This is a genomic window from Erythrobacter sp. KY5 (assembly GCF_003264115.1).
Classification (GTDB): domain Bacteria; phylum Pseudomonadota; class Alphaproteobacteria; order Sphingomonadales; family Sphingomonadaceae; genus Erythrobacter.
Genome location: NZ_CP021912.1, coordinates 668868 through 687995, shown reverse-complemented (window position 1 = coordinate 687995; position 19128 = coordinate 668868). Strand labels below are relative to the sequence as shown.

Below are 19128 nucleotides of genomic sequence, written 5' to 3'. Positions count from 1 at the left end.
TCGGATTCGCTTATCCAGCCGCCCCGATCAATTCGCGCCCGATCAGCATCCGGCGGATTTCATTCGTCCCCGCGCCGATATCGAGCAACTTCGCATCGCGCATATACCGCTCCACCGGCCAGTCGAGCGTGTAGCCCGCGCCGCCAAGCGCCTGCACGCTTTCAGCGGCAACCTTGAACGCGCTTTCGCTTGCATAAAGGATTACGCCCGCCGCATCGAAGCGCGTCGTCTGGTCAGCATCGCAGGCCTTCGCCACCGCGTAGGTGTAGGCCCTCGCGGTCTGGAGCGCGACATACATGTCGGCGACCTTGGCCTGCATCAGCTGGAAGCTGCCGATGGGTTTGCCGAACTGCTTGCGCTCTCGCAGATAGGGAATGACCGTGTCGAGACACGCCTGCATGATGCCGAGTTGCAGCCCGGCGAGCACCACGCGCTCGTAATCCAGCCCGCTCATCAGCACACCTACGCCGCCATTGAGCGGCCCCATCACGCGGTCCTCTGGAATGTGGCAATCGTCAAACACCAGCTCTGCCGTGGGCGAGCCGCGCATGCCGACCTTTTCGATCTTCTGTCCGATGGAGAAGCCCTCGTCGCCCTTCTCGATCAGGAAGGCCGTGATCCCGCGCGATCCGGCGCTGCCGTCGGTCTTGGCATAGACCACTAGCGTGTCGGCATAGGTCGCGTTGGTGATCCAGAACTTGGTGCCATTGAGCACGTAGCCGCCCTGAACTTCCTCCGCCTTCAGTTTCATCGAGACCACATCAGAGCCAGCGCCGGCTTCGCTCATCGCGAGGCTGCCGACATGCTCTCCCGAAATCAGGCCGGGCAGGTATTTCGCCTTCTGCTCCTCGTTGCCCCAGCGGCGGATCTGATTGATGCACAGGTTCGAATGCGCGCCATAGGAAAGGCCGAGCGAAGCGCTCGCGCGGCTGACTTCCTCAACCGCGATGACGTGCTCAAGATAGCCGAGGCCAAGTCCGCCATCTTCCTCGCCCACGGTGATGCCATGCAGACCAAGCTCGCCCATCGCCTGCCACAATTCGGCCTGCGGGAAATAATCCTCGCGGTCGATCTTCTCGGCCAGCGGCGCGATCTGTTCATCGGCAAAGCGGCCGACGGAATCGCGGATCATCTCGGCGCTTTCGCCAAGCTGGAAATCGAAATCGGGGGTCGCGCGCATTCTTCTGTCTTTCGCTGTATTTCTATCGGCAGGCGATCCTCGCCCGCCCTCTCCTGTTCTTGTGAGAGGCCCTTAGCAAGAGGTTTGCCCAAGGCCAACGTCTCGCCGACAACGCTGCGCTTGGCGGATGTGCATTTCGCTTCTAGGCTTGCAGGCATCATGAAAATTCGAACAGTGTTCATTGCGTCGATCACCGCCCCGGCCTTGCTCATGCTGGGCGCTTGCACCGAAGAGGCAGGCAGCACCGAAGCCCAGAGCGAGCCACCAACCGCAACGCCGGGCGCAGATGGCGGAAGCGCCAGCAACACCAGGTCGATAACGCTAGCCGTTGCCGATAGCGCATGGCTGACCGTGGGAACGGATGGAGCGGTTCAGACGACCTTCTTCGACGAGGGCGGGCGATACCGCGACCTTCGCAATGGCCAACTCTTTGCGCAAGGAGCGTGGGAACAGCGCCCTGACGGAACGATCTGTTTCGAGCCGGACACCGGATTCGGGGCGTGCTGGCAAACCGAAGCCGAGGATGAGAACGGCACCGTGATCGCGACAAATTCGGACGGCAAGGCGATCGAGATCAAGCGCGTCACCTATATCGCACCGCCCGTTCAGGAGGAAGGCGAAGAAGAAGGCGCCGATCCAACCGGGGCCGGAGGCTGAACCCATCGCCACTGCAAGCAAAACTCAGGGCACGGTGCTGCGCTTCGAGCAGGCCGAGCGGCATTACGGCGACGTAATTGCCGTAGGCGGCGTCAGCTGTGACATCGCCGCGAGGAGCTTCGTCGCGCTCGTGGGATCGTCGGGTTCGGGCAAATCGACCTTGCTCAAGATGGTCAACACGCTGGTAGAACCCACCGGTGGGCGCGTGCTGTTCGCAGGCGAGGACGTGACGAGCCTGCGCCCCTCCCAACTGCGCCGCCGCGTCGGCTATGTCTTTCAGGGGATCGGGCTTTTCCCGCATTTCTCGGTCGGCGAAAACATCGCGATAGGGCCGAAGCTGGCAGGCGAGACCTTGCCGAAGGAGCGCATCACCGAACTGCTCACTCTTGTCGAGCTTGAGCCGGAGATGGCGAGCCGCATGCCCGACGAGCTATCCGGCGGGCAGCGTCAGCGCGTTGGCGTGGCGCGGGCGCTTGCTGGCGATCCCGAACTTCTCATCATGGACGAACCCTTCGGCGCGCTGGACCCGATCACCCGCGATGCTCTGGGCGAAAAGGTCCGCGAGCTGCACGAAAAGCTTGGCCTGACAACGATCATGGTAACGCATGACATGGCCGAGGCGCTGCTTCTGGCTGACCGCGTGCTGGTCATGAGCCATGGCGAGCTGGTCGCCGATGAAACGCCGCGCGCGCTATTGGGCGGGGCGGGCGGGGAAATCGCGCAAAGCCTTGTCGCCGTTCCGCGCCAGCAGGCCGAAAAGCTCGCCGACATGGAAGGCCGCCTCACCCGCGAAGAGAAAACGCCATGAGCGAGATTTTCGAAATCCTGCTCGGCCTTGGCGACAAGTTTGCCGCCCATATCGTCCTTGCCGCGAGCGCGATCGGCCTCGGCATCATCGTCGCGCTGCCGCTCGCGGTGTGGGCGAGCCGGTCTGCAACCGTGTCGCGCATCGCGCTCGGCTTTGCGAGCCTTGTGCAGACCATCCCCGCGCTCGCGCTTCTGGCGTTGTTCTTTCCGATATTGCTGAGCTTGCGCGCGGTGTTCGGTGAAGATTTGCCGACGCTCGGCTTCCTGCCTGCCCTCCTCGCCCTCGCGCTTTACGCGCTGCTCCCGATCCTCAGGAACGCCGTTACGGCGCAGGCCAATCTGGACCCCGGCGTGCTCGAAGCGGCTGACGGCGTGGGCATGACATCGTGGCAGAAACTCACGCTGGTCGAAGCGCCGCTTGCCGCGCCTTTCATAATGGCCGGCATCCGCACCGCGAGCGTGTGGACCATCGGTGCGGCGACCCTTTCGACAACAATCGGACAGCCGAGCCTTGGCGATCCAATCTTTGCAGGGCTCCAGACGCAGAACTGGGCGCTTGTGCTCGCCGGATGCATTGCGAGCGCCGGGCTCGCCCTGGTGGTCGACGCGCTTCTTGGCCAGATCGAGAACGGTTTTGCGAGGCGCAGCCGCATTCAGTGGGGCGCGGGCGTCGCGGCTGTCGCACTGGGCCTCTCGGGCGCCTTGATCTACCAGAGCGGCGGCGAAGACGAGGACACCATCGTCATCGCGTCCAAGCAGTTTTCAGAGCAATATATCCTTGCCCAGCTGATCGGCTCGCAGCTTGAAGAGGCGGGTTTCGATGTCGAATATCGCGACGGCCTCGGCAGCGCGGTCGTGCACAGTGCGGTCGCCAATTCGAGCATCGACATCTCGGTCGACTACACCGGCACGATCTGGACCAATGAGCTTGACCGCACCGACAATCCCGGCCGCGAGAAGATGTACGAAACCATCGTGGAATGGGAGCGAGAAAACACCGGCGTGCGGGTGCTGGGGCGGCTTGGTTTCGAAAACGCTTATGCCTTTGCCATGCGCGAGGACCGGGCGAGCGAACTGGGCGTCACCTCGCTTGAGGAATTGGTCCCCTATGGGCCACAGCTGACCGTCGGCGGTGATCCGGAGTTTTTCGAACGCCCGGAATGGATCGCTGTGCGCGATGCCTATGGCCTGCGCTTTGGCGAGACCCGCAATTTCTCGCCCACCTTCATGTACAACGCGCTGCGCTCAGGCGAGGCGGACGTGATCAGCGCCTACACATCGGACGGGCGGATCGCGGCGGATCGGCTGGTCGTGCTCGAAGACCCGCGCGAAGCGCTGCCAAGCTATGACGCTATGATCATGATGAGCCCGCGTATTGCCGCCAATGAAGAGATCGTGGCGGCGCTCGAGCCGCTTGTAGGCGCGATTTCGGTCGAGGCCATGCGCGAGGCCAATTTCTCCGTCGACCGCGAAGGCGAAGGCAAGCTCAGCCCCAAGCAAGCGGCAGAAGAGCTGGCCGAGCGGATCGGTCTCTAGCGGTTTCGGTCGCCTTGCGAGCGCAAGGGCGACCGCCCGCTGCGCAGGTGCCTCGATGCGAAGCGGAGGGAACAGCGCCAAGGACGAAGGCGCGGATGCGCTTTCGCGAAAACTAACGCGCCTTGCGCCAGACCTGTGCCTGACAAAAAGGGCCGATGCAGCCGCGCACTTCGATCGTATTGGGTCCCGTCCGGCGGATAACCGAGCGGTAGCTCTTGCCGCTCTTGGGGTCATAGATGCGCCCGCGCCACAGATCGTCGTCGCGGCGGAACTGCGTCAGGATCGGCAGGCCGAGCAGGCGGCGACGGCGTAGTTCGGGCTCGGGGTTGTTTATGTCTCGCTGGTCGAGACCATCGGGCGGCGGAACAAGAAAGCGTGCGATCGTGCCGCAGGTCGCGGAGCCGCAAGGCTTGATCTCGACCACCGCGTCGCGCTCTTCGGTGACCCAGCGGCCCGAAATAGGCTCAGCTGCAAGCGCCGACGTCGCGCTCAGCATCAGAGCCGCAATAATAGTAACAAGGCCCATCAATGCGCGCGCGATCATATTCGGTCTCCAGCTGCTCAGCAGATATATACGCCGAAAGAGCGCTATGGGTTACACTCAATCAAATCCAACGCCAATCGGCCAGCGGCGTCCGCAGATACCCAGCACTTTGAACAATGCGCCCATCTGGCCGTCATCCACCAGCCGGTCGAACTGGCGTCTGAGCTTGTCCTTCTCTGCCGGGTTCTTGCGCTGGAGCGCTTCAAGCCTTGTTTCGATCCCCATCTGTCTCAGCCATTCGCCCTGCATCTGCAGGCCCATCACATCCGCACCGTTCTTCGAGGCGACGTCTTTCAGCATCTCGAAATCGACATGCGCGGTGAGATCGGCCTGTCCGGGGTGAGCGAAAACGTCGACCTTCTCGTGATTGCGGATCGCCTGAAGCGTCGATCCTGCGCGCAATTCGAAAGCGCCATAATCGATGATCAGAGCCGCACCGCCCTGCTCTTTAAGGCGACCGGCGATCTCCTGCATGACCGTGCTTGCCGCAGCGCTGGTCTCGATCATCGTGCCCTGGCTTGCGCTTTTCCAGCTGCGTGGGACGATCGAATCCATCGGCTTGTCCCCGGCCAGAAAAACGAAGTCATCGCCCTCAAGGCCCACCATGCGTTCATGCCAGCCATCGGCGCTGCGGATCAGCTGGTGGATCGGGAGCGCATCGAAAAACTCGTTGGCAACGATGAGCAGCGGAGCATCATCCGGAAGCGTCGAGAGGTCGTCATGATGCTGCACGTCGGGGAACGCTTCGAGCTGGATCTTGCGCAGGGCCGGCGAGGTTTCGACGAAATGGATCTGGGGCGCGAATTCATAGCGCGCCGCCGTTCGCAATGCATCGCTCGCCAAGGTGCCGCGTCCGGGGCCGAGTTCGACATAGTGAATGCGCTTGCGTGACCCCATCCGCACCCAGAGATCGGCCAGCCATAGCCCTATAAGCTCGCCGAACATCTGGCTGACCTCTGGCGCAGTGATGAAGTCCGCATCCTCGCCCAGCGGATCGCGGCTGGTGTAATACCGCATGTTGCTCTCGGCCATGTAGTGAGCAAGGCTGATCGGCCCGGTCTCCCTGATCAGGCGGCGGAAGGTTTTTCCAAGGTCGCGCGCCTTGGCCTTTGCCTCCTTCTCCGCTTTGGCAGCATCGGCAGCGGCCTTCTTTTCCGCCTCGCGCTTGGCCTTTTCTTCGGCCGCTTTGCGCGCTTTTTCTTCGGCTTGCGCTTTGGCCCTGGCCTCGGCTTCGGCCTTTGCTTTGCGCTCGGCCTGTTCTCTGGCTTTCCTTTCCGCCTCGGCTTCTGCCCTGGCTTCAGCTTCGGCCTTCGCCTTTTCCGCTGCCTCGCGTTTGGCCTTTTCTTCCGCTTCCTTCTTCGCTTTCGCTTCGGCTTCGCGCTTGGCTTTCTCTTCGGCCTCTTTCTTCGCCTTTGCCTCGGCTTCGCGTCTGGCCTTCTCCTCGGCCTCTTTCTTAGCTTTGGCCGCAGCCTCGCGGCGCGCTTTTTCTTCTGCTTCCTTTTTGGCCTTGGCTTCAGCTTCTTCGCGCGCTTTTCGCTCGGCTTCTTCTTTCGCCTTCTTTTCCGCTTCCTCGCGTGCCTTGCGCGCTGCTTCCTCTTTCGCCTTACGCTCCGCCTCGGCCTTGGCTTTTTCTTCGGCCTCTTTCCTGGCTTTGGCCTCAGCTTCCTTGCGAGCTTTTTCTTCGGCCGCCTTGCGCGCTTTCTCCTCGGCTTCGGCCTTTGCTTTGGCTTCCGCCTCTTCGCGCGCCTTACGTTCGGCTTCTACCCTAGCCTTCTTCTCTGCCTCCGCCTTTGCCTCGGCCTCGGCTTCAGCCTTCGCTTTTTCTTCAGCCTCGCGCTTGGCCTTGGCTTCGGCCTCGGCTTTCGCTTTTGCGCGAGCGGCCTTGGCGGCGTCTTCTGCGGCGCGCGACTCTTCTTCTTCGAGCGCCTTTGCCGCCGCGACCGCTTCGGCAGCTTTCTGGCGCGCGGGATCCTGTGCAGGTGCGGCCTGCGTTTCGATTGGAACTTCGGTTTCAGTGCCGTCGGGCTCGATCAGCCGCAGCGTGGTGCAGCGTTCAACGACGAGCGTTATCGTGCCTAGGCCGGATTGGCCGCCGCGCTCGCCGCTCCCGTTCCCACGGGCTTCCTCGTCACGGCGTAGATCGTGACAATCAATCCAATCAGTATCAGCGGTATTGTTAGCCATTGACCCATCGATAGCCCGGTTCGCGCGGCAAAGTCAGCCAGTTGTGCATCGGGCTCACGGAAAAATTCGTTAATGAAGCGCGCAAGTCCCATACCAAGCGTAAAGACACCCACCAATAGTCCCGGACGGTAGCGCGCCCTGGTCTTCCAGAACAAAAGCATCAGGATGATGAGCAAGGCGAGGCCTTCAAGACCCGCCTGGTAAAGCTGGCTGGGATGGCGCGCCACTTCGCCAGCGCGCGGGAACACCATCGCCCAGGGCACGTCGCTCACGCGGCCCCACAATTCGCCGTTGTTGAAGTTGGCCAGACGCCCGAGCAGCATCCCCATCGGCACATTGACCGCGATGTAATCGCATACGCGCAGGAAAGAGAGATTACCGCCGCGCGACACCCACGCAATCGCGATCAGCACGCCGATCAGCCCGCCATGGAAGCTCATCCCGCCTTCCCACAGCTTCAGAACGTCGAGCGGGTTCGACCACAGGTCGGGCTGATAGAAGATCGAATAGCCAAGCCTGCCGCCGATGATGACGCCAAGCGTGCAATAGAAGAACAGATCGTCCGCATGACGCTGAGCCATGGGTGCGCCGGGCGCCTTGATCATCTTGGACAGGTGCCAATAAGCGAACACCACACCCAGGAGATAAGCGAGCGAATAATAGCGCAGCTGAAAGCCGCCAATCTCGAACAAATAGGGGCTCAGGCCCAGATCGGACCAGTAGATCGGGTCAGCAGCGCCGCCGCTTGCAGCAAGTAGTGACAGCACGGGTGGAACCTCTTAATGGTAATGATACGCCGTATCGACGCAGCTAACGTGTTGAAGCGGCTTGTGGCACAGCAAGGGGCCGGGGGAAAGTGTCTCGGACAAAACCCGACAGGCGTGCCTGAACACAGACATGGGAAGCCGCTAACCCCGATTGCGGCATCGCAGAGGCAAAATTCGCCCCTCAAAGAGGCGACCTGAAGGAGAGAGACACGCATGCCCACACAGCTGGACAATGCACTGGACGCAATCATGACCGAGCTGACCAAAGAGGGCCAGCCGTTCCACACAACGCCATATGAGCGCGACGGAACGCCGATGCCCGCCTTTACGGTCGCCCCTCCGACGCTCGCGCATTACTTCGCCCACTTCTGCAACGAACATAAGGATGTGCCCTTCATCGTCGATGGCGATGTGCGGCTGACCTTCGGCGAAGCCTATGGCGCGGCGATGTGTGTCGCAGAAAGTCTCGTGGCCGAACACGGCATCGAAAAAGGCGACCGGATCGGGATCGCGGCGCGCAACTCGGCCAACTGGATGATCGCCTATATGGGCATCGCCATGGCCGGAGGCTGCGTGACGCTTCTGAACGGTTTCTGGGGCGGGGAAGAGCTCGCCTATGGCATCCGCCTTGCCGAGTGCAAGATCGTGCTCGCCGATGCCGGGCGCGCCAAGCGCCTCGAAGGAACTGAACACGGCGCGAAGCTGGTGATGATGGATCACAATTCGCCGGCCGAAGGCCTTGCCAATGTCTGGAAAGCTCCGGCTGACCAAGCGAGCTCGGTTGCGATGCAGATGCTGGGACAGCTCGGTCCTGACGATCTTGCGACGATCCTCTACACTTCGGGATCGACCGGCAATTCAAAGGGCGCATGGTCAGATCACCGCGGCGTGATCGCAGGCGTGATGAGCTATGTCAGCCAGAGCGCGATGGCCAAGATCCTGCTCGAAAGCCAGGGCGAGGACGTCAGCGCCCAGCCTTGTGCGCTGGTTGCGGTCCCGCTGTTCCACGTGACTGGCGAAGTGCCGCTGTTCCTGCAATCCTATGCCATTGCGCGCAAGCTCGTCTTGATGCCCAAGTGGGACGCAGAGGAGGCGCTGCGCCTGATGGATGCGGAAAAGGTCACCTATTTCGTCGGCGTCCCGCTGATGAGCTACGAGATGGCCACGCACCCGAACCGCGATCAATATGACCTTTCCGCCTGCCGCAGCTTTGCCGCCGGCGGCGCCCCGCGCCCGATCGAGCACGTGACCAAGATCAAGGAAGCCTTCCCGGGCGGGTTCCCGCTGCTGGGATACGGGCTTACCGAAACCAACGCGGTCGGTTGCGGCAATTTCAACGAAAACTACCTTGCGAAGCCGGGCTCTACCGGGCGTCCTTCGCAACCGCTGGTTGAGCTTGCCATTCTCGACGATGACGGCAACCCGGTTGCACAGGGCAGCGTTGCGGAGGTCTGCATCCGCTCGGTCGCCAATTTCCGCGGCTACTGGAACAATGAGGAAGCGACGCAAGCTGCTTTCACACAAGACCAGTTCTTCCGCACCGGCGACCTCGGCTATGTCGATGAAGACGGCTATCTCTATATCGTCGACCGCAAGAAGGACATCATCATCCGCGGCGGCGAAAACATCACCTGCATCGAGGTCGAAGACGCGATCTACGCGCATGACGATATCGCCGAATGCTCGGTATTTGGCCTGCCGGACGAACGCATGGGCGAAGTGCCCGCCGCGATCTTCCGGGTGAAAGATGGCCGCGATCCGATCTCGGCGTCGCAGCTGCGCGAATTCCTGCTGTCGCGCATTGCCCCCTTCAAGGTGCCGCTCGAAGAGCATATCTGGGTTACCGATGAACAGCTCCCACGCCTTGGCACGCAAAAGATCGACAAGAAGAGCTTGCGCGAAACTTACACCAGGCATCTTGCAGCTGCCTGATCTGGGGACCTGCCAAACCTTATTGCCTGAGCGAGGGGCGCTGTGACTGACTGGAGCCTTCCCAGTCGCCGCGTCCCTCGTCAGCGCGCCATCATCGACCGGCGCGCTCTGACAGGAGACATCGCAGCGCTCAGCGACGAGCACCGCGATAAAGCGCGCCCTCATATCCTCAAGCTGCTGCAAAAGGCGTTGGCAGACGGGCGCAGCGAGCTTGAAGATCGGCTGATCGAGAAACCTTCAGCCGGGCACGAGATCACGCTCGGCTATGCTTTCCTGACCGATCAATTGATCCGCGTGATCCATGATTATGTGACAGGCCATATGTTTCCGGCTGGCAATCGCACCACCGCCGAACGTCTCGCGATCCTCGCCGTCGGAGGCTACGGCCGCGCTGAGATGGCGCCCCAGTCTGACGTCGATATCGCCTTCATTACCCCGATGAAACGCTCGCCCTGGTGCGAGCAGGTGATCGAGGCGATGCTCTACCTGTTGTGGGATCTGGGGCTCAAGGTCGGTCATTCCAGCCGCACCGTCGCCGATACGATGCGGATGGCAAAGGAAGACCTCACCATCAGGACCGCCCTTCTGGAAGGGCGCTTCGTCTGGGGTGACCAGGAAGTCTACGAGGAGCTGCGTCAACGTTTCTGGGCAGAGGTCGCTCGCGGGAACGAACGGCAATTCCTCAGCCAGAAGCTGGAAGAACGAAACCAGCGGCACAAGCGCATGGGCGACAGCCGTTATGTCGTCGAACCCAATGTGAAAGAGGGCAAAGGCGGTCTGCGCGACCTGCAGACACTGTATTGGATCGGCAAGTTCATGCACCGCGTCGACAGCGCCGCTGATCTGGTCGATGTCGGCCTGCTGACTGCCGCTGAATATCGCAGCTTCCGCCGCGCGGAGGGGTTCCTGCTCGCCGTGCGCTGCCACATGCATGTGCTGACGGGCCGGGCGGAAGATCGCCTGACTTTCGACCTGCAACGCCAGATCGCCGAACGCATGAACTACGCCGACCGCCCCGGCAAAAGCGCGGTCGAACGGTTCATGCAATATTACTTCATGCAGGCAAAGCGGGTCGGTAGCCTGACCGGCGTGTTTCTCGCTCACCTTGATGACGAGCACGCGAAGAAACGCACCCGCACAGGGTTTTTCGCCGGCTGGAGCGCGAGACCGCGCTTCCTCAAGGGCTATGTCGTGCAGGGCGGGCGGATCAAGGCACCCGGAGACAAATGGTTTGAGGACGACCCGGTCCGCCTGATCGAAATCTTTCAGATCGCGGAAGCCGAAGGGCTCGAAATACACCCTGAAACGATGCGACAGACGGACCGCGATGCGAAGCTGATCGATGCCGAGGTGCGCCGGGACAAGCGCGCCAATGCATTGTTCCTCGACCTGCTGGGAGGTCGCAAGGATCCTGAAACCGCGCTGCGCTGGATGAATGAGGCGGGTGTATTCGGTCGCTTTGTGCCCGACTTTGGCAAGGTCAACGCGCAGATGCAGTTCGACATGTATCACCACTATACTGTCGACGAACACACGATCCGCGCGATCGGTCTGCTCTCACAGATTGAACGCGGCCTGCTTGAAAAAGACCATCCGCGCGCGACCCGCGAGATCCACAAGGTTGCCTCTCGCCGTGCGATCTATGTTGCGGTGCTGTTGCACGATATCGCCAAGGGTCGCGGCGGCGACCATTCGGTCCTTGGCGCTCAGGTCGCAACACGGCTGTGCCCGCGCTTCGGGCTCGATGAAAAAGAAACCGAGCTCGTCGAATGGCTCGTGCTGCAACACCTGCTGATGAGTTCGACCGCGCAGAAGCGCGACCTTACAGACCCCAAGACAATCGAGGATTTCGTCAGCGAGGTCCGCTCGCTCGAACGGCTGCGTAATCTGGCGATCCTGACCTGCGTCGATATCCGCGCCGTGGGTCCGGGTACGTGGAACAGCTGGAAAGGTCAGCTGCTGGGCGAGCTCTACGACGCAGCGCAAGAACGCCTGCGCCTCGGCCACAAGCGCAAGGGGCGAAAGGCACAGGTCAACGCCAAGCGCGAGGCCGTGGCCGATATGCTTGGCGACAAGGCATATCTGGTCGAACAGGTCGGCGAGATTCTGGCCGATGCATTCTGGATCGCTGAGCCGGTCGATATCATCGCCAAGAACCTTATCCAGTACGAGGAAGCCCGCCGCATTGAAGAGCAGCTCTCGATCCATTGCGAGGTCGATGAGGAGCGCGGCGCGACATTGGTCAGCGTCATCGCCGCCGACCATCCCGGTCTGTTCTATCGCATCGCAGGCGGCATTCACCTTGCCGGCGCGAACATAATCGATGCCCGCATCCACACGGCGCTCAACGGCTATGCAATCGACAACTTCCTTGTGCAGGACCTCCACGCGCAACCCTTTCGCGAGGATGCGCAGATTGCCCGGCTGAAGCAGGGAATTCGCGACGCTTTGCTGGCGCAGGTCGAGCTGGTACCCAAGCTTGCAGCGCGACCTCTCGCTCATTCGCGGGCAAAGGCGTTTGCGGTCGCTCCGCAAGTCAATTTCGACAATTCGGCATCGAACCATTTCACTGTGATAGAGGTCACCGCACGCGATCGCCCGGCGCTGCTCAACCGGCTCGCTCACGCGCTCTACAAGGCGAACCTGATCGTTCAGTCTGCGCACATCACCGCTTATGGCGAAAGCGCAGCTGACACGTTTTACGTGACCGACCTTACCGGCTCGAAAGTGACCGCGCCCGAACGCCTTGCCGAGATAGAGGCAAGCCTGCTCGATGCTGCCAGCGATCAGCGACAAAGGCTGCACGAAAACGCCTGAGACTGTGGCTGATCGGACCAAGTGCCGATGGCTTTCGACAAGCGCATAACTAAATAAGTTGCACATGCGCTACTGATTTTCTAGAGCCATCTTCCCCTACGTCAGGAGAGGAAATTGATGGCTTATCGTACCCCGGCGCGGCCCTTCGCCGCGCTTCTGCTTTGCTCGTGCGCGGCAACCCCCTTTGCAGCCCTAGCACAAACCAACGACACGCAGACCGAGACCGACCAGGCCGAGGAACCGCAGCAGCGTGAAAGCGCGCTCGATACGATCGGCAACATCATCGTCACCGGCACAAAGACGCGCGACCCCGAAGACGTGCAGGACGTCGCGCTCGCGGTAACGGCGTTCAACGCGGACACCCTCGAAGCTTACAAGATCCGCGATATTCAGGGTCTGCAATTCCAGGCTCCCAACGTCAGCCTTGACCAGATCGGGACCAGCCGCGGCACTGCAAACTTCTCTGTGCGCGGCCTGGGCATCAACTCGTCGATCCCGTCCATCGACCCGACTGTCGGCGTTTTCGTCGACGGCGTCTATCTCGGCATCAATGGCGGCGTGGTGTTCGACCTGTTCGATCTCGACAGCGTCGAGATTCTTCGCGGGCCGCAGGGCGTCCTGTTCGGCCGTAACGTGACCGGCGGCGCGGTGGTCATCAACACCGGCAACCCGACCGAGGAATTCACCGGAAAGATCCGCGCAGCGGTCGACGGTCCTCTGGTCGATGGTGGTCGCGGCGGCGCGAACTACACTGTCAGCGGCGTCGTGTCCGGACCCCTGGTCGAGGACGTGTTGCTGTTCAAGGTTGGCGCCTATTACAACAACGATGAAGGCTATTTCACAAACCTGTTCGACGGTTCGAACCACGGCGCAGCGGAAACGACGATCATTCGCGGTGCACTGGAAGGACGCTTCGGCGACCTGATGCTGCGCGCCAAGCTCGACTATTTCGAGAGTGATGGCGACGGGCCCTCAGGCCAGAACCGCGGTTTCTTCCGCCGCGACACGTTTGACTTCGCGATCGACGAGCCGGGCTTTTACGCCAACGAGATCTGGACCGGCTCGTTCACTGCGGAATGGGATGTCGGTCCCGGTACGCTGACCAACATCTTCGGCTATCGCGACTACACGGCGAGCACGCGCGGCGATATCGATTCGACCCCGGTGTTCCTGTTCCACTCGAACACTCTGACCGAGCAGGAGCAGTTCTCGAACGAGTTGCGCTACGCAATGTCGTTCGACCGGCTTGACCTGACGGTTGGCGGTTTCTGGTTCGACCAGTCGCTGGCCTATGACGAAAGCCGCGAGCTGCGCCGCGACCTGCCGGTTGCGCTCCAGCCTCCCGTCTTCTTCGGCGGTGGGCGCCAGGATCACGAAGTGATCGGCGTTTTCGCCAATGCCGAGTGGGAGTTCATCGACGACCTTTCGCTGATCGCGGGTATTCGCTGGAACCAGGAAACCAAGGACGCAGCCGTCACCTATATCACGCCGCGTGCGCCGTGTTCGGTGGTTGCGGGCACTTGCCCGACCGGTACCCAGCCCTTCGACCCGGCGACCGAAACCGACGGCTTCATCGACGATGTGCGTTTTCGCAACCTCTCGCCGAAGCTGGGTCTGCAATACGAATTCGGCAACAATCAGGTCTATGGCCACTGGAGCCGCGGCTTCCGTTCGGGCGGCTACAACTTCCGCATCACGAACATTCCGGTGTTCAACCGCGCCTTCGCGGCGACCGGCGACCTGTTCTTCGACGAAGAGCGCGTGGACACTTATGAGCTGGGCGGCAAGTTCCAGACCGATGATGGTACCTTCACGCTCAACCTGGCAGGTTACATCACCAAGGTCGACAACATGCAGCGCGAGGTCAACCTCGCTGATCCGGGTGCAGGCGTGGTGCAGAACATCCTGAACACCGCCGATGCGACGATCACCGGTTTCGAAGCCGAAGGGCGCATGCGCGTTTCGGATTCGTTGATCTTCACAGCCAATATCGGCCTGATCGACGACGATTACGACACCATCCTGTTCGACATTTCGGGCGATGGCGTCATCGACGATACCGATCTGTCGCTGCGTCAGCCCCGTGTGCCGGAAGTCACCTGGGGTGTGGGCCTCATCCACGAACTGTTCCTGGGAGAGAGCGAAATCCTCACCCGCGTGAACTATCAGTATCGTGACGAATTCGCCTACACCGACGACAATCTCGGCTGGATTCAGGATATCTCGAACCTCGAGGCGAACGTAACCTGGGTAACGCCCATCGAAGGCTTCTCGCTTTCGCTTTACGGGCGCAACCTGTTCGACGAGGTGCAGGCGGGCGGCGACACCCAGTTGCCGTTCGGCGGTCCGCTGTCGACCGGCAACCCGCAGCCCTTCGGCGCCTTCCCGGCAGGCGGCACGCTTTCGCCGCTGCAGCGCGGCCGGAACATCGGTATCGAGGCGCTGTTCGAGTTCTGATCGAACAGCATCGGTTATGAAACCAAAAGGGGGCGCTCCGGAAACGGGGCGCCCTTTTTCGTGGGCGTTCTTAGTCTTCGGTGATTAGCAGAAGCACGCTCAGCTGGCGGTCGAACCCGACAAATGCCCATTCGTTTGAAGCTTGGGAAATGGGATTCCACAACCCGTCATATCGGTTTGAAACAACCGTCCTGTCCTCTGGTCTGAACAGCGCGAGGAATTCTTTCGCACAGGCGCTTGCGCTTTTCTTGGAAAGCCATTGCTTGCTGGGATTGGCGATGTTCTTCGAGAGCGCCTCTACCAGTTGATGCTCCGCCGCCCGCGAGCCTTGCGCATCGGGAGACGCGTCCAGCAATTCCCAGTTGAACCCGATGCGCCTGTACCCGTACTCTCCGACGAAATTGTCGGCGATAAGAGTGTGCGGAGCGATCTCTCCCTCGCCTTCGACATGGATGAGAAGCGTGGCGGCCCCGTCGTTCAGAACAGGCAGCCAGCTCGTGCGGAATTGTGCAACTGCCCCGTTTGCATCGCCCGTCACCCGCGCGCTCCGAAGAGGGCCGTGCCCACACGCACATGGGTCGCGCCCAGCTGCACAGCCGTTTCATAATCGCCGCTCATACCCATCGAAAGACCGCCTTCGTCGCCGGTGAGCCCGTTATCCTTCGCCAGCTTTGCAAGGAACGCGAAGAAGGGTGCCGCTTCGGTGTCGGCAGGCGGAAGGCACATCAGGCCCGCGATCGGCACACCTGCCGCGCGTGTCTTGTCGAGAAATCCGGGAAGCTCAGCGATCGGGCAACCGCCCTTCTGATCCTCGTCCCCGATATTGACCTGCACGAAGCAGGGTATGCGCCTCCCCGCCTTGTCCATCGCCTTGGCAAGCGCCTTCAAGAGGCTTGGGCGATCAAGCGAATGGATCACATCGAACAGCTCGACCGCGTCTTCGGCCTTGTTCGATTGAAGCTGCCCGATGAGGTGAAGCTCCACCTCCGGATAGGATTCGCGCAAGGCAGACCATTTCTCCTGCGCTTCCTGTACGCGGTTTTCGCCAAACACCCGGTGTCCGGCCTCAAGTACCGGTTTGATCCTCTCGGACGGATGCGTCTTGCTCACCGCGATGAGCGTAACATCCGCAGGCTCGCGGCGGGCGGGCTTGCACATGCGCGCGATGTTGCTTTCAACCTCGGCCAGACGGCTTGCTGCACTTTGCGTGTCGTTTTCCATTGGCGGCGGTATAAAGCCCCCATGGCGCAGATAAAGCCCCTCCCCGCTCTCTGGCTGCTTTCTGATGAGCGTAATGACGCAGCTCTCGAGGAATCGATTGCACACTTGCCGCAAGGTTCGGGCTTCGTGTTTCGCCATTATCATCTCGAACCCGAAGCGCGGCGAGAACGGTTTTTGCAGCTTCTGCCTCTCCTGCTGCGTGCGGAGCATTGGGTGATCCTGTCCGACAGCTTCGTCCGTGCGCAGGAGTGGGGCGCGCATGGCGTTTACGGCGCTCTGGGCAGCGTCCACCGGGCAGATCAACGCTGGATCGCGACCGCGCACGATGAAGACGAGATCGCGATCGCGAACGAACATGGCGCCGATGCCGTGATGATCTCGCCGGTTTTCCCGACGCGCTCTCATCCCGGCGCTGCGACACTGGGAGTGGAGCGGTTTCACAAGCTGGCTGCGCTCTCGAAGATTCCCGTTATTGCTCTGGGCGGTATGAATCAGGCGCGCGCCAAGGAGCTGGACTGGCCCCGCTGGGCAGCGATTGATGGATTAAGCTGAGGCTCGAACCATCGCAGCGTCCTTGACCCGAGTCTTGCAAGGATTCATGGTGTGTTCTCATCAAAGGAGCTCCACCATGGCGACGCGCGCTGTGAACACCCGCAAAGCACCGAGCGCTGACTGGCGCATTGGCCTGCAACGCTCGATCCGCCGGATCGGCCAGATGACCGGTGCAGGCGTGCTTTTCGCGACGATGGTGTTTCTTGCGCTCTCACTGGCGAGCTATACCCAGACCGACCCAAGCGCGTCGACCGCGGCCGATCCGGCGTCGGTTGCAAACTGGATGGGAAGCTGGGGCGCATGGGTGGCAGACCGGGTGCTGTTCCTGTTCGGCGTCCCCAGTCTCTTGCTTCTTCCGCTCCTTTATATCTCTGCACGTCGGTTGTGGCGCCATGTCGAGCTGGATGATCCGGAAGGCGAGCGGACCCGTTGGTGGCTGCCGACAGCGATGCTGCTGCTGGCGATCATGCTGCTTGGCACCGTCCTTTCGCTGACCTTCGAAAATGCTGGCGGCACCTTGCCTGCGCAGCTTGGCGGCGTATCGGGCCTGCTTGGCGCAGCGGGTATTGAGGCCGTCGCCGATCGCACGGGTGAAGCCGCTTCGGGCTGGGTGATCCTCGGCGCTGCGCTCGCGAGTCTTGCTGGGGCGACGGCGCTCCTCACCCGGATATTCGCAATCGACTGGCGTTCACTGCTGACGCTTCCCAATTTCTTGGCCTCGGGTGCAAATTCGATAGTGTCTCGCCTGCCGTTTGGCCGCCGCGAAAGCGCGCTCCCCTTCGTCGACGAAGACGACGAGGTCGCCTCGCCTGCGGCCAAGGCGCGGCGCAAGGCGAAGCCCGAGCTGGAAGCCAAACCCGATCCCGCGCCCCGCCGGTCACCGGAAATCAGCGACCCTTCCGCGCCGCCAAAGCGCGCCAATCCCGCAGCGAAGCAGAATCAGCGCGACATGTTCGCCGACTACGAATTGCCAAGCCTCGAATTGCTGGAAGACCCGCCTCAGGACAGCGCGCCCAAGCTCGACAAGATGGCGCTGGAACGTAACGCGCGGCTGCTTGAAAACGTGCTCGACGATTTCAACGTGAAGGGCGAAATCACCGCAGTGCGAACCGGCCCTGTGGTGACGATGTACGAGCTCGAACCCGCGCCCGGCATAAAGGCAAGCCGCGTCGTAGGCCTTGCCGAAGACATCGCCCGCAACATGAGTGCGATATCGGCACGCGTGTCGCCAATCCCCGGCAAGACGGTTATGGGCATCGAGTTGCCCAACACGGACCGCCAGATGGTGATGCTCAAGGAGCTTGCAGCCTCAGCCAGCTTTGCCGAGCACAAGGGCAATCTTCCGATCATCCTTGGCAAGGACATCGCCGGCGAACCGATCATCGCCGACCTTGCCGCCATGCCTCACCTGCTGGTTGCCGGCACCACCGGCTCGGGTAAGTCTGTTGGCCTCAACTGTATCCTGCTCTCGCTGCTTTACCACTTCACGCCTGCCGAATGCCGGTTGATCCTGATTGATCCTAAGGTGCTCGAGCTCAAGAGCTATGATGACATTCCGCATCTCCTCTCGCCCGTGGTGACCGAGCCGCACAAATCCGTGCGCGCGCTCAAATGGGCGGTCGAGGAGATGGAAAAGCGCTACCGAATGATGTCGAGCGTCAATTCGCGCAACATCAACTCGTTCAACGAGAAAGTGCGCGCCGCTATCGCCAAGGGCAAACCGCTTGGCCGGCGCGTCCAGACCGGGTTCGATCCCGATACGGGCGAGCAGCTCTATGAAGAAGAGCAGCTCGATTACGAACCGCTGCCGCAGATCGTGCTGATCGTCGACGAGCTTGCCGACCTCATGGTCACGGTCGGCAAGGAGATCGAGGTCCTGATCCAGCGCCTGAGCCAGAAATCGCGCGCCGCCGGTATCCACCTGATAATGGCGACGCAGCGCCCGTCGGTCGACGTCATCACCGGCGTGATCAAGGCGAACCTTCCGACCCGTATCAGCTTCAAGGTGACGAGCCGGATCGACAGCCGCACCATCCTTGGCGAACAGGGCGCTGAACAGCTGCTTGGCAAGGGCGACATGCTTTACAAGCCCAACACCGGCGCAACGCTTCGCGTCCACTGCCCGTTCGTGTCGGATGAGGAAGTAGAGGCGGTCGCAGACTTCTGGCGCGCGCAAGGATCGCCTGAATATGTCGATGCAGTCACCGAAGAGCCTGAAGATGGCGGCGGCTTTGCGTTTGAGGACGAATTCACCGCTTCCGACAACCCGGATGAGCGTAAATATCGCCAGGCCTGCCAGATCGTGATCGAGAACCAGAAGGCGAGCGGATCATGGCTCCAGCGCCAGATGGGCGTGGGTTACAACACGGCGGCCAAATGGATCGAGCGTATGGAGAGCGAAGGGCTGGTCGGGCCTGCCAACCATGTCGGACGCCGCGAGATTTTCCGCGATCAGGACGGCAACCCGATCTAGG

14 protein-coding genes are annotated in these 19128 nt (G+C 61.5%); 8 read left to right on the top strand and 6 right to left on the bottom strand.

Annotated features, from left to right (window positions below; translation table 11 throughout):
• Window positions 1-10 precede the first annotated feature (10 nt).
• The gene (locus tag CD351_RS03315; RefSeq protein WP_111991302.1) at window positions 11-1180 is read right to left on the bottom strand and encodes an acyl-CoA dehydrogenase family protein; all 1170 of its coding nucleotides are present in this window, start codon (window positions 1178-1180) and stop codon (window positions 11-13) included.
• Between the two features lie 159 nt (window positions 1181-1339).
• Here CD351_RS03315 and CD351_RS03310 point away from each other — a divergent pair, with 159 nt between their 5' ends.
• The 3 genes from CD351_RS03310 to CD351_RS03300 are packed head-to-tail and all read left to right on the top strand — an operon-like array spanning window position 1340 to window position 4180.
• Complete coding sequence (locus CD351_RS03310) at window positions 1340-1837, top strand: hypothetical protein (RefSeq protein ID WP_162627582.1); 498 nt, start codon at window positions 1340-1342, stop codon at window positions 1835-1837.
• Window positions 1838-1871: 34 nt separating this feature from the next.
• Window positions 1872-2645, top strand: coding sequence for an ATP-binding cassette domain-containing protein (locus tag CD351_RS03305; RefSeq protein WP_111991300.1), 774 nt, complete (start codon window positions 1872-1874; stop codon window positions 2643-2645).
• The gene (locus CD351_RS03300; RefSeq protein WP_111991299.1) at window positions 2642-4180 is read left to right on the top strand and encodes an ABC transporter permease/substrate-binding protein; all 1539 of its coding nucleotides are present in this window, start codon (window positions 2642-2644) and stop codon (window positions 4178-4180) included. The genes CD351_RS03305 and CD351_RS03300 overlap by 4 nt, the downstream gene beginning before the upstream one ends.
• Before the next feature lie 112 nt (window positions 4181-4292).
• Here the strand turns inward: CD351_RS03300 and CD351_RS03295 are convergent, their stop codons facing one another.
• The 3 genes from CD351_RS03295 to lgt are packed head-to-tail and all read right to left on the bottom strand — an operon-like array spanning window position 4293 to window position 7675.
• Complete coding sequence (locus CD351_RS03295) at window positions 4293-4724, bottom strand: DUF2147 domain-containing protein (protein ID WP_111991298.1); 432 nt, start codon at window positions 4722-4724, stop codon at window positions 4293-4295.
• Window positions 4725-4781: 57 nt separating this feature from the next.
• Window positions 4782-6908: a class I SAM-dependent methyltransferase gene (locus CD351_RS16075; protein WP_369880775.1), complete on the bottom strand. Its 2127-nt coding sequence runs from the start codon at window positions 6906-6908 to the stop codon at window positions 4782-4784.
• Entirely contained in the window at window positions 6800-7675 is an 876-nt protein-coding gene (gene lgt / locus CD351_RS03275; RefSeq protein WP_111991297.1) for a prolipoprotein diacylglyceryl transferase, read from the bottom strand. The genes CD351_RS16075 and lgt overlap by 109 nt, the downstream gene beginning before the upstream one ends.
• 213 nt (window positions 7676-7888) lie before the next feature.
• Between lgt and CD351_RS03270 the strand changes: the two genes are divergently transcribed.
• The 3 genes from CD351_RS03270 to CD351_RS03260 all read left to right on the top strand — a co-directional run bounded on the left by CD351_RS03270 (window position 7889) and on the right by CD351_RS03260 (window position 14881).
• Complete coding sequence (locus tag CD351_RS03270; RefSeq protein WP_111991296.1) at window positions 7889-9607, top strand: class I adenylate-forming enzyme family protein; 1719 nt, start codon at window positions 7889-7891, stop codon at window positions 9605-9607.
• Between the two features lie 42 nt (window positions 9608-9649).
• Window positions 9650-12424 carry a [protein-PII] uridylyltransferase gene (locus tag CD351_RS03265; protein ID WP_111991295.1) on the top strand — a complete coding sequence of 925 codons (2775 nt, stop codon included), beginning with the start codon at window positions 9650-9652 and terminating at the stop codon, window positions 12422-12424.
• A 117-nt stretch (window positions 12425-12541) separates the two neighbouring features.
• Window positions 12542-14881 carry a TonB-dependent receptor gene (locus CD351_RS03260; RefSeq protein WP_111991294.1) on the top strand — a complete coding sequence of 780 codons (2340 nt, stop codon included), beginning with the start codon at window positions 12542-12544 and terminating at the stop codon, window positions 14879-14881.
• A 70-nt stretch (window positions 14882-14951) separates the two neighbouring features.
• On the opposite strand, the gene CD351_RS03255 is transcribed toward CD351_RS03260, so the two are convergent.
• Together CD351_RS03255 and CD351_RS03250 are read right to left on the bottom strand one after the other, a co-directional pair.
• Window positions 14952-15419 (bottom strand): hypothetical protein, encoded by a 468-nt coding sequence (locus tag CD351_RS03255; RefSeq protein ID WP_111991293.1) that lies wholly within the window; start codon window positions 15417-15419, stop codon window positions 14952-14954.
• Entirely contained in the window at window positions 15416-16102 is a 687-nt protein-coding gene (locus CD351_RS03250; protein WP_111991292.1) for a YggS family pyridoxal phosphate-dependent enzyme, read from the bottom strand. The genes CD351_RS03255 and CD351_RS03250 overlap by 4 nt, the downstream gene beginning before the upstream one ends.
• Before the next feature lie 21 nt (window positions 16103-16123).
• Between CD351_RS03250 and CD351_RS03245 the strand changes: the two genes are divergently transcribed.
• Together CD351_RS03245 and CD351_RS03240 are read left to right on the top strand one after the other, a co-directional pair.
• Entirely contained in the window at window positions 16124-16654 is a 531-nt protein-coding gene (locus CD351_RS03245) for a thiamine phosphate synthase (RefSeq protein ID WP_111991291.1), read from the top strand.
• A gap of 76 nt (window positions 16655-16730) precedes the next feature.
• Window positions 16731-19127: a DNA translocase FtsK 4TM domain-containing protein gene (locus CD351_RS03240; RefSeq protein WP_111991290.1), complete on the top strand. Its 2397-nt coding sequence runs from the start codon at window positions 16731-16733 to the stop codon at window positions 19125-19127.
• The last annotated feature ends 1 nt before the right edge of the window (window position 19128 follow it).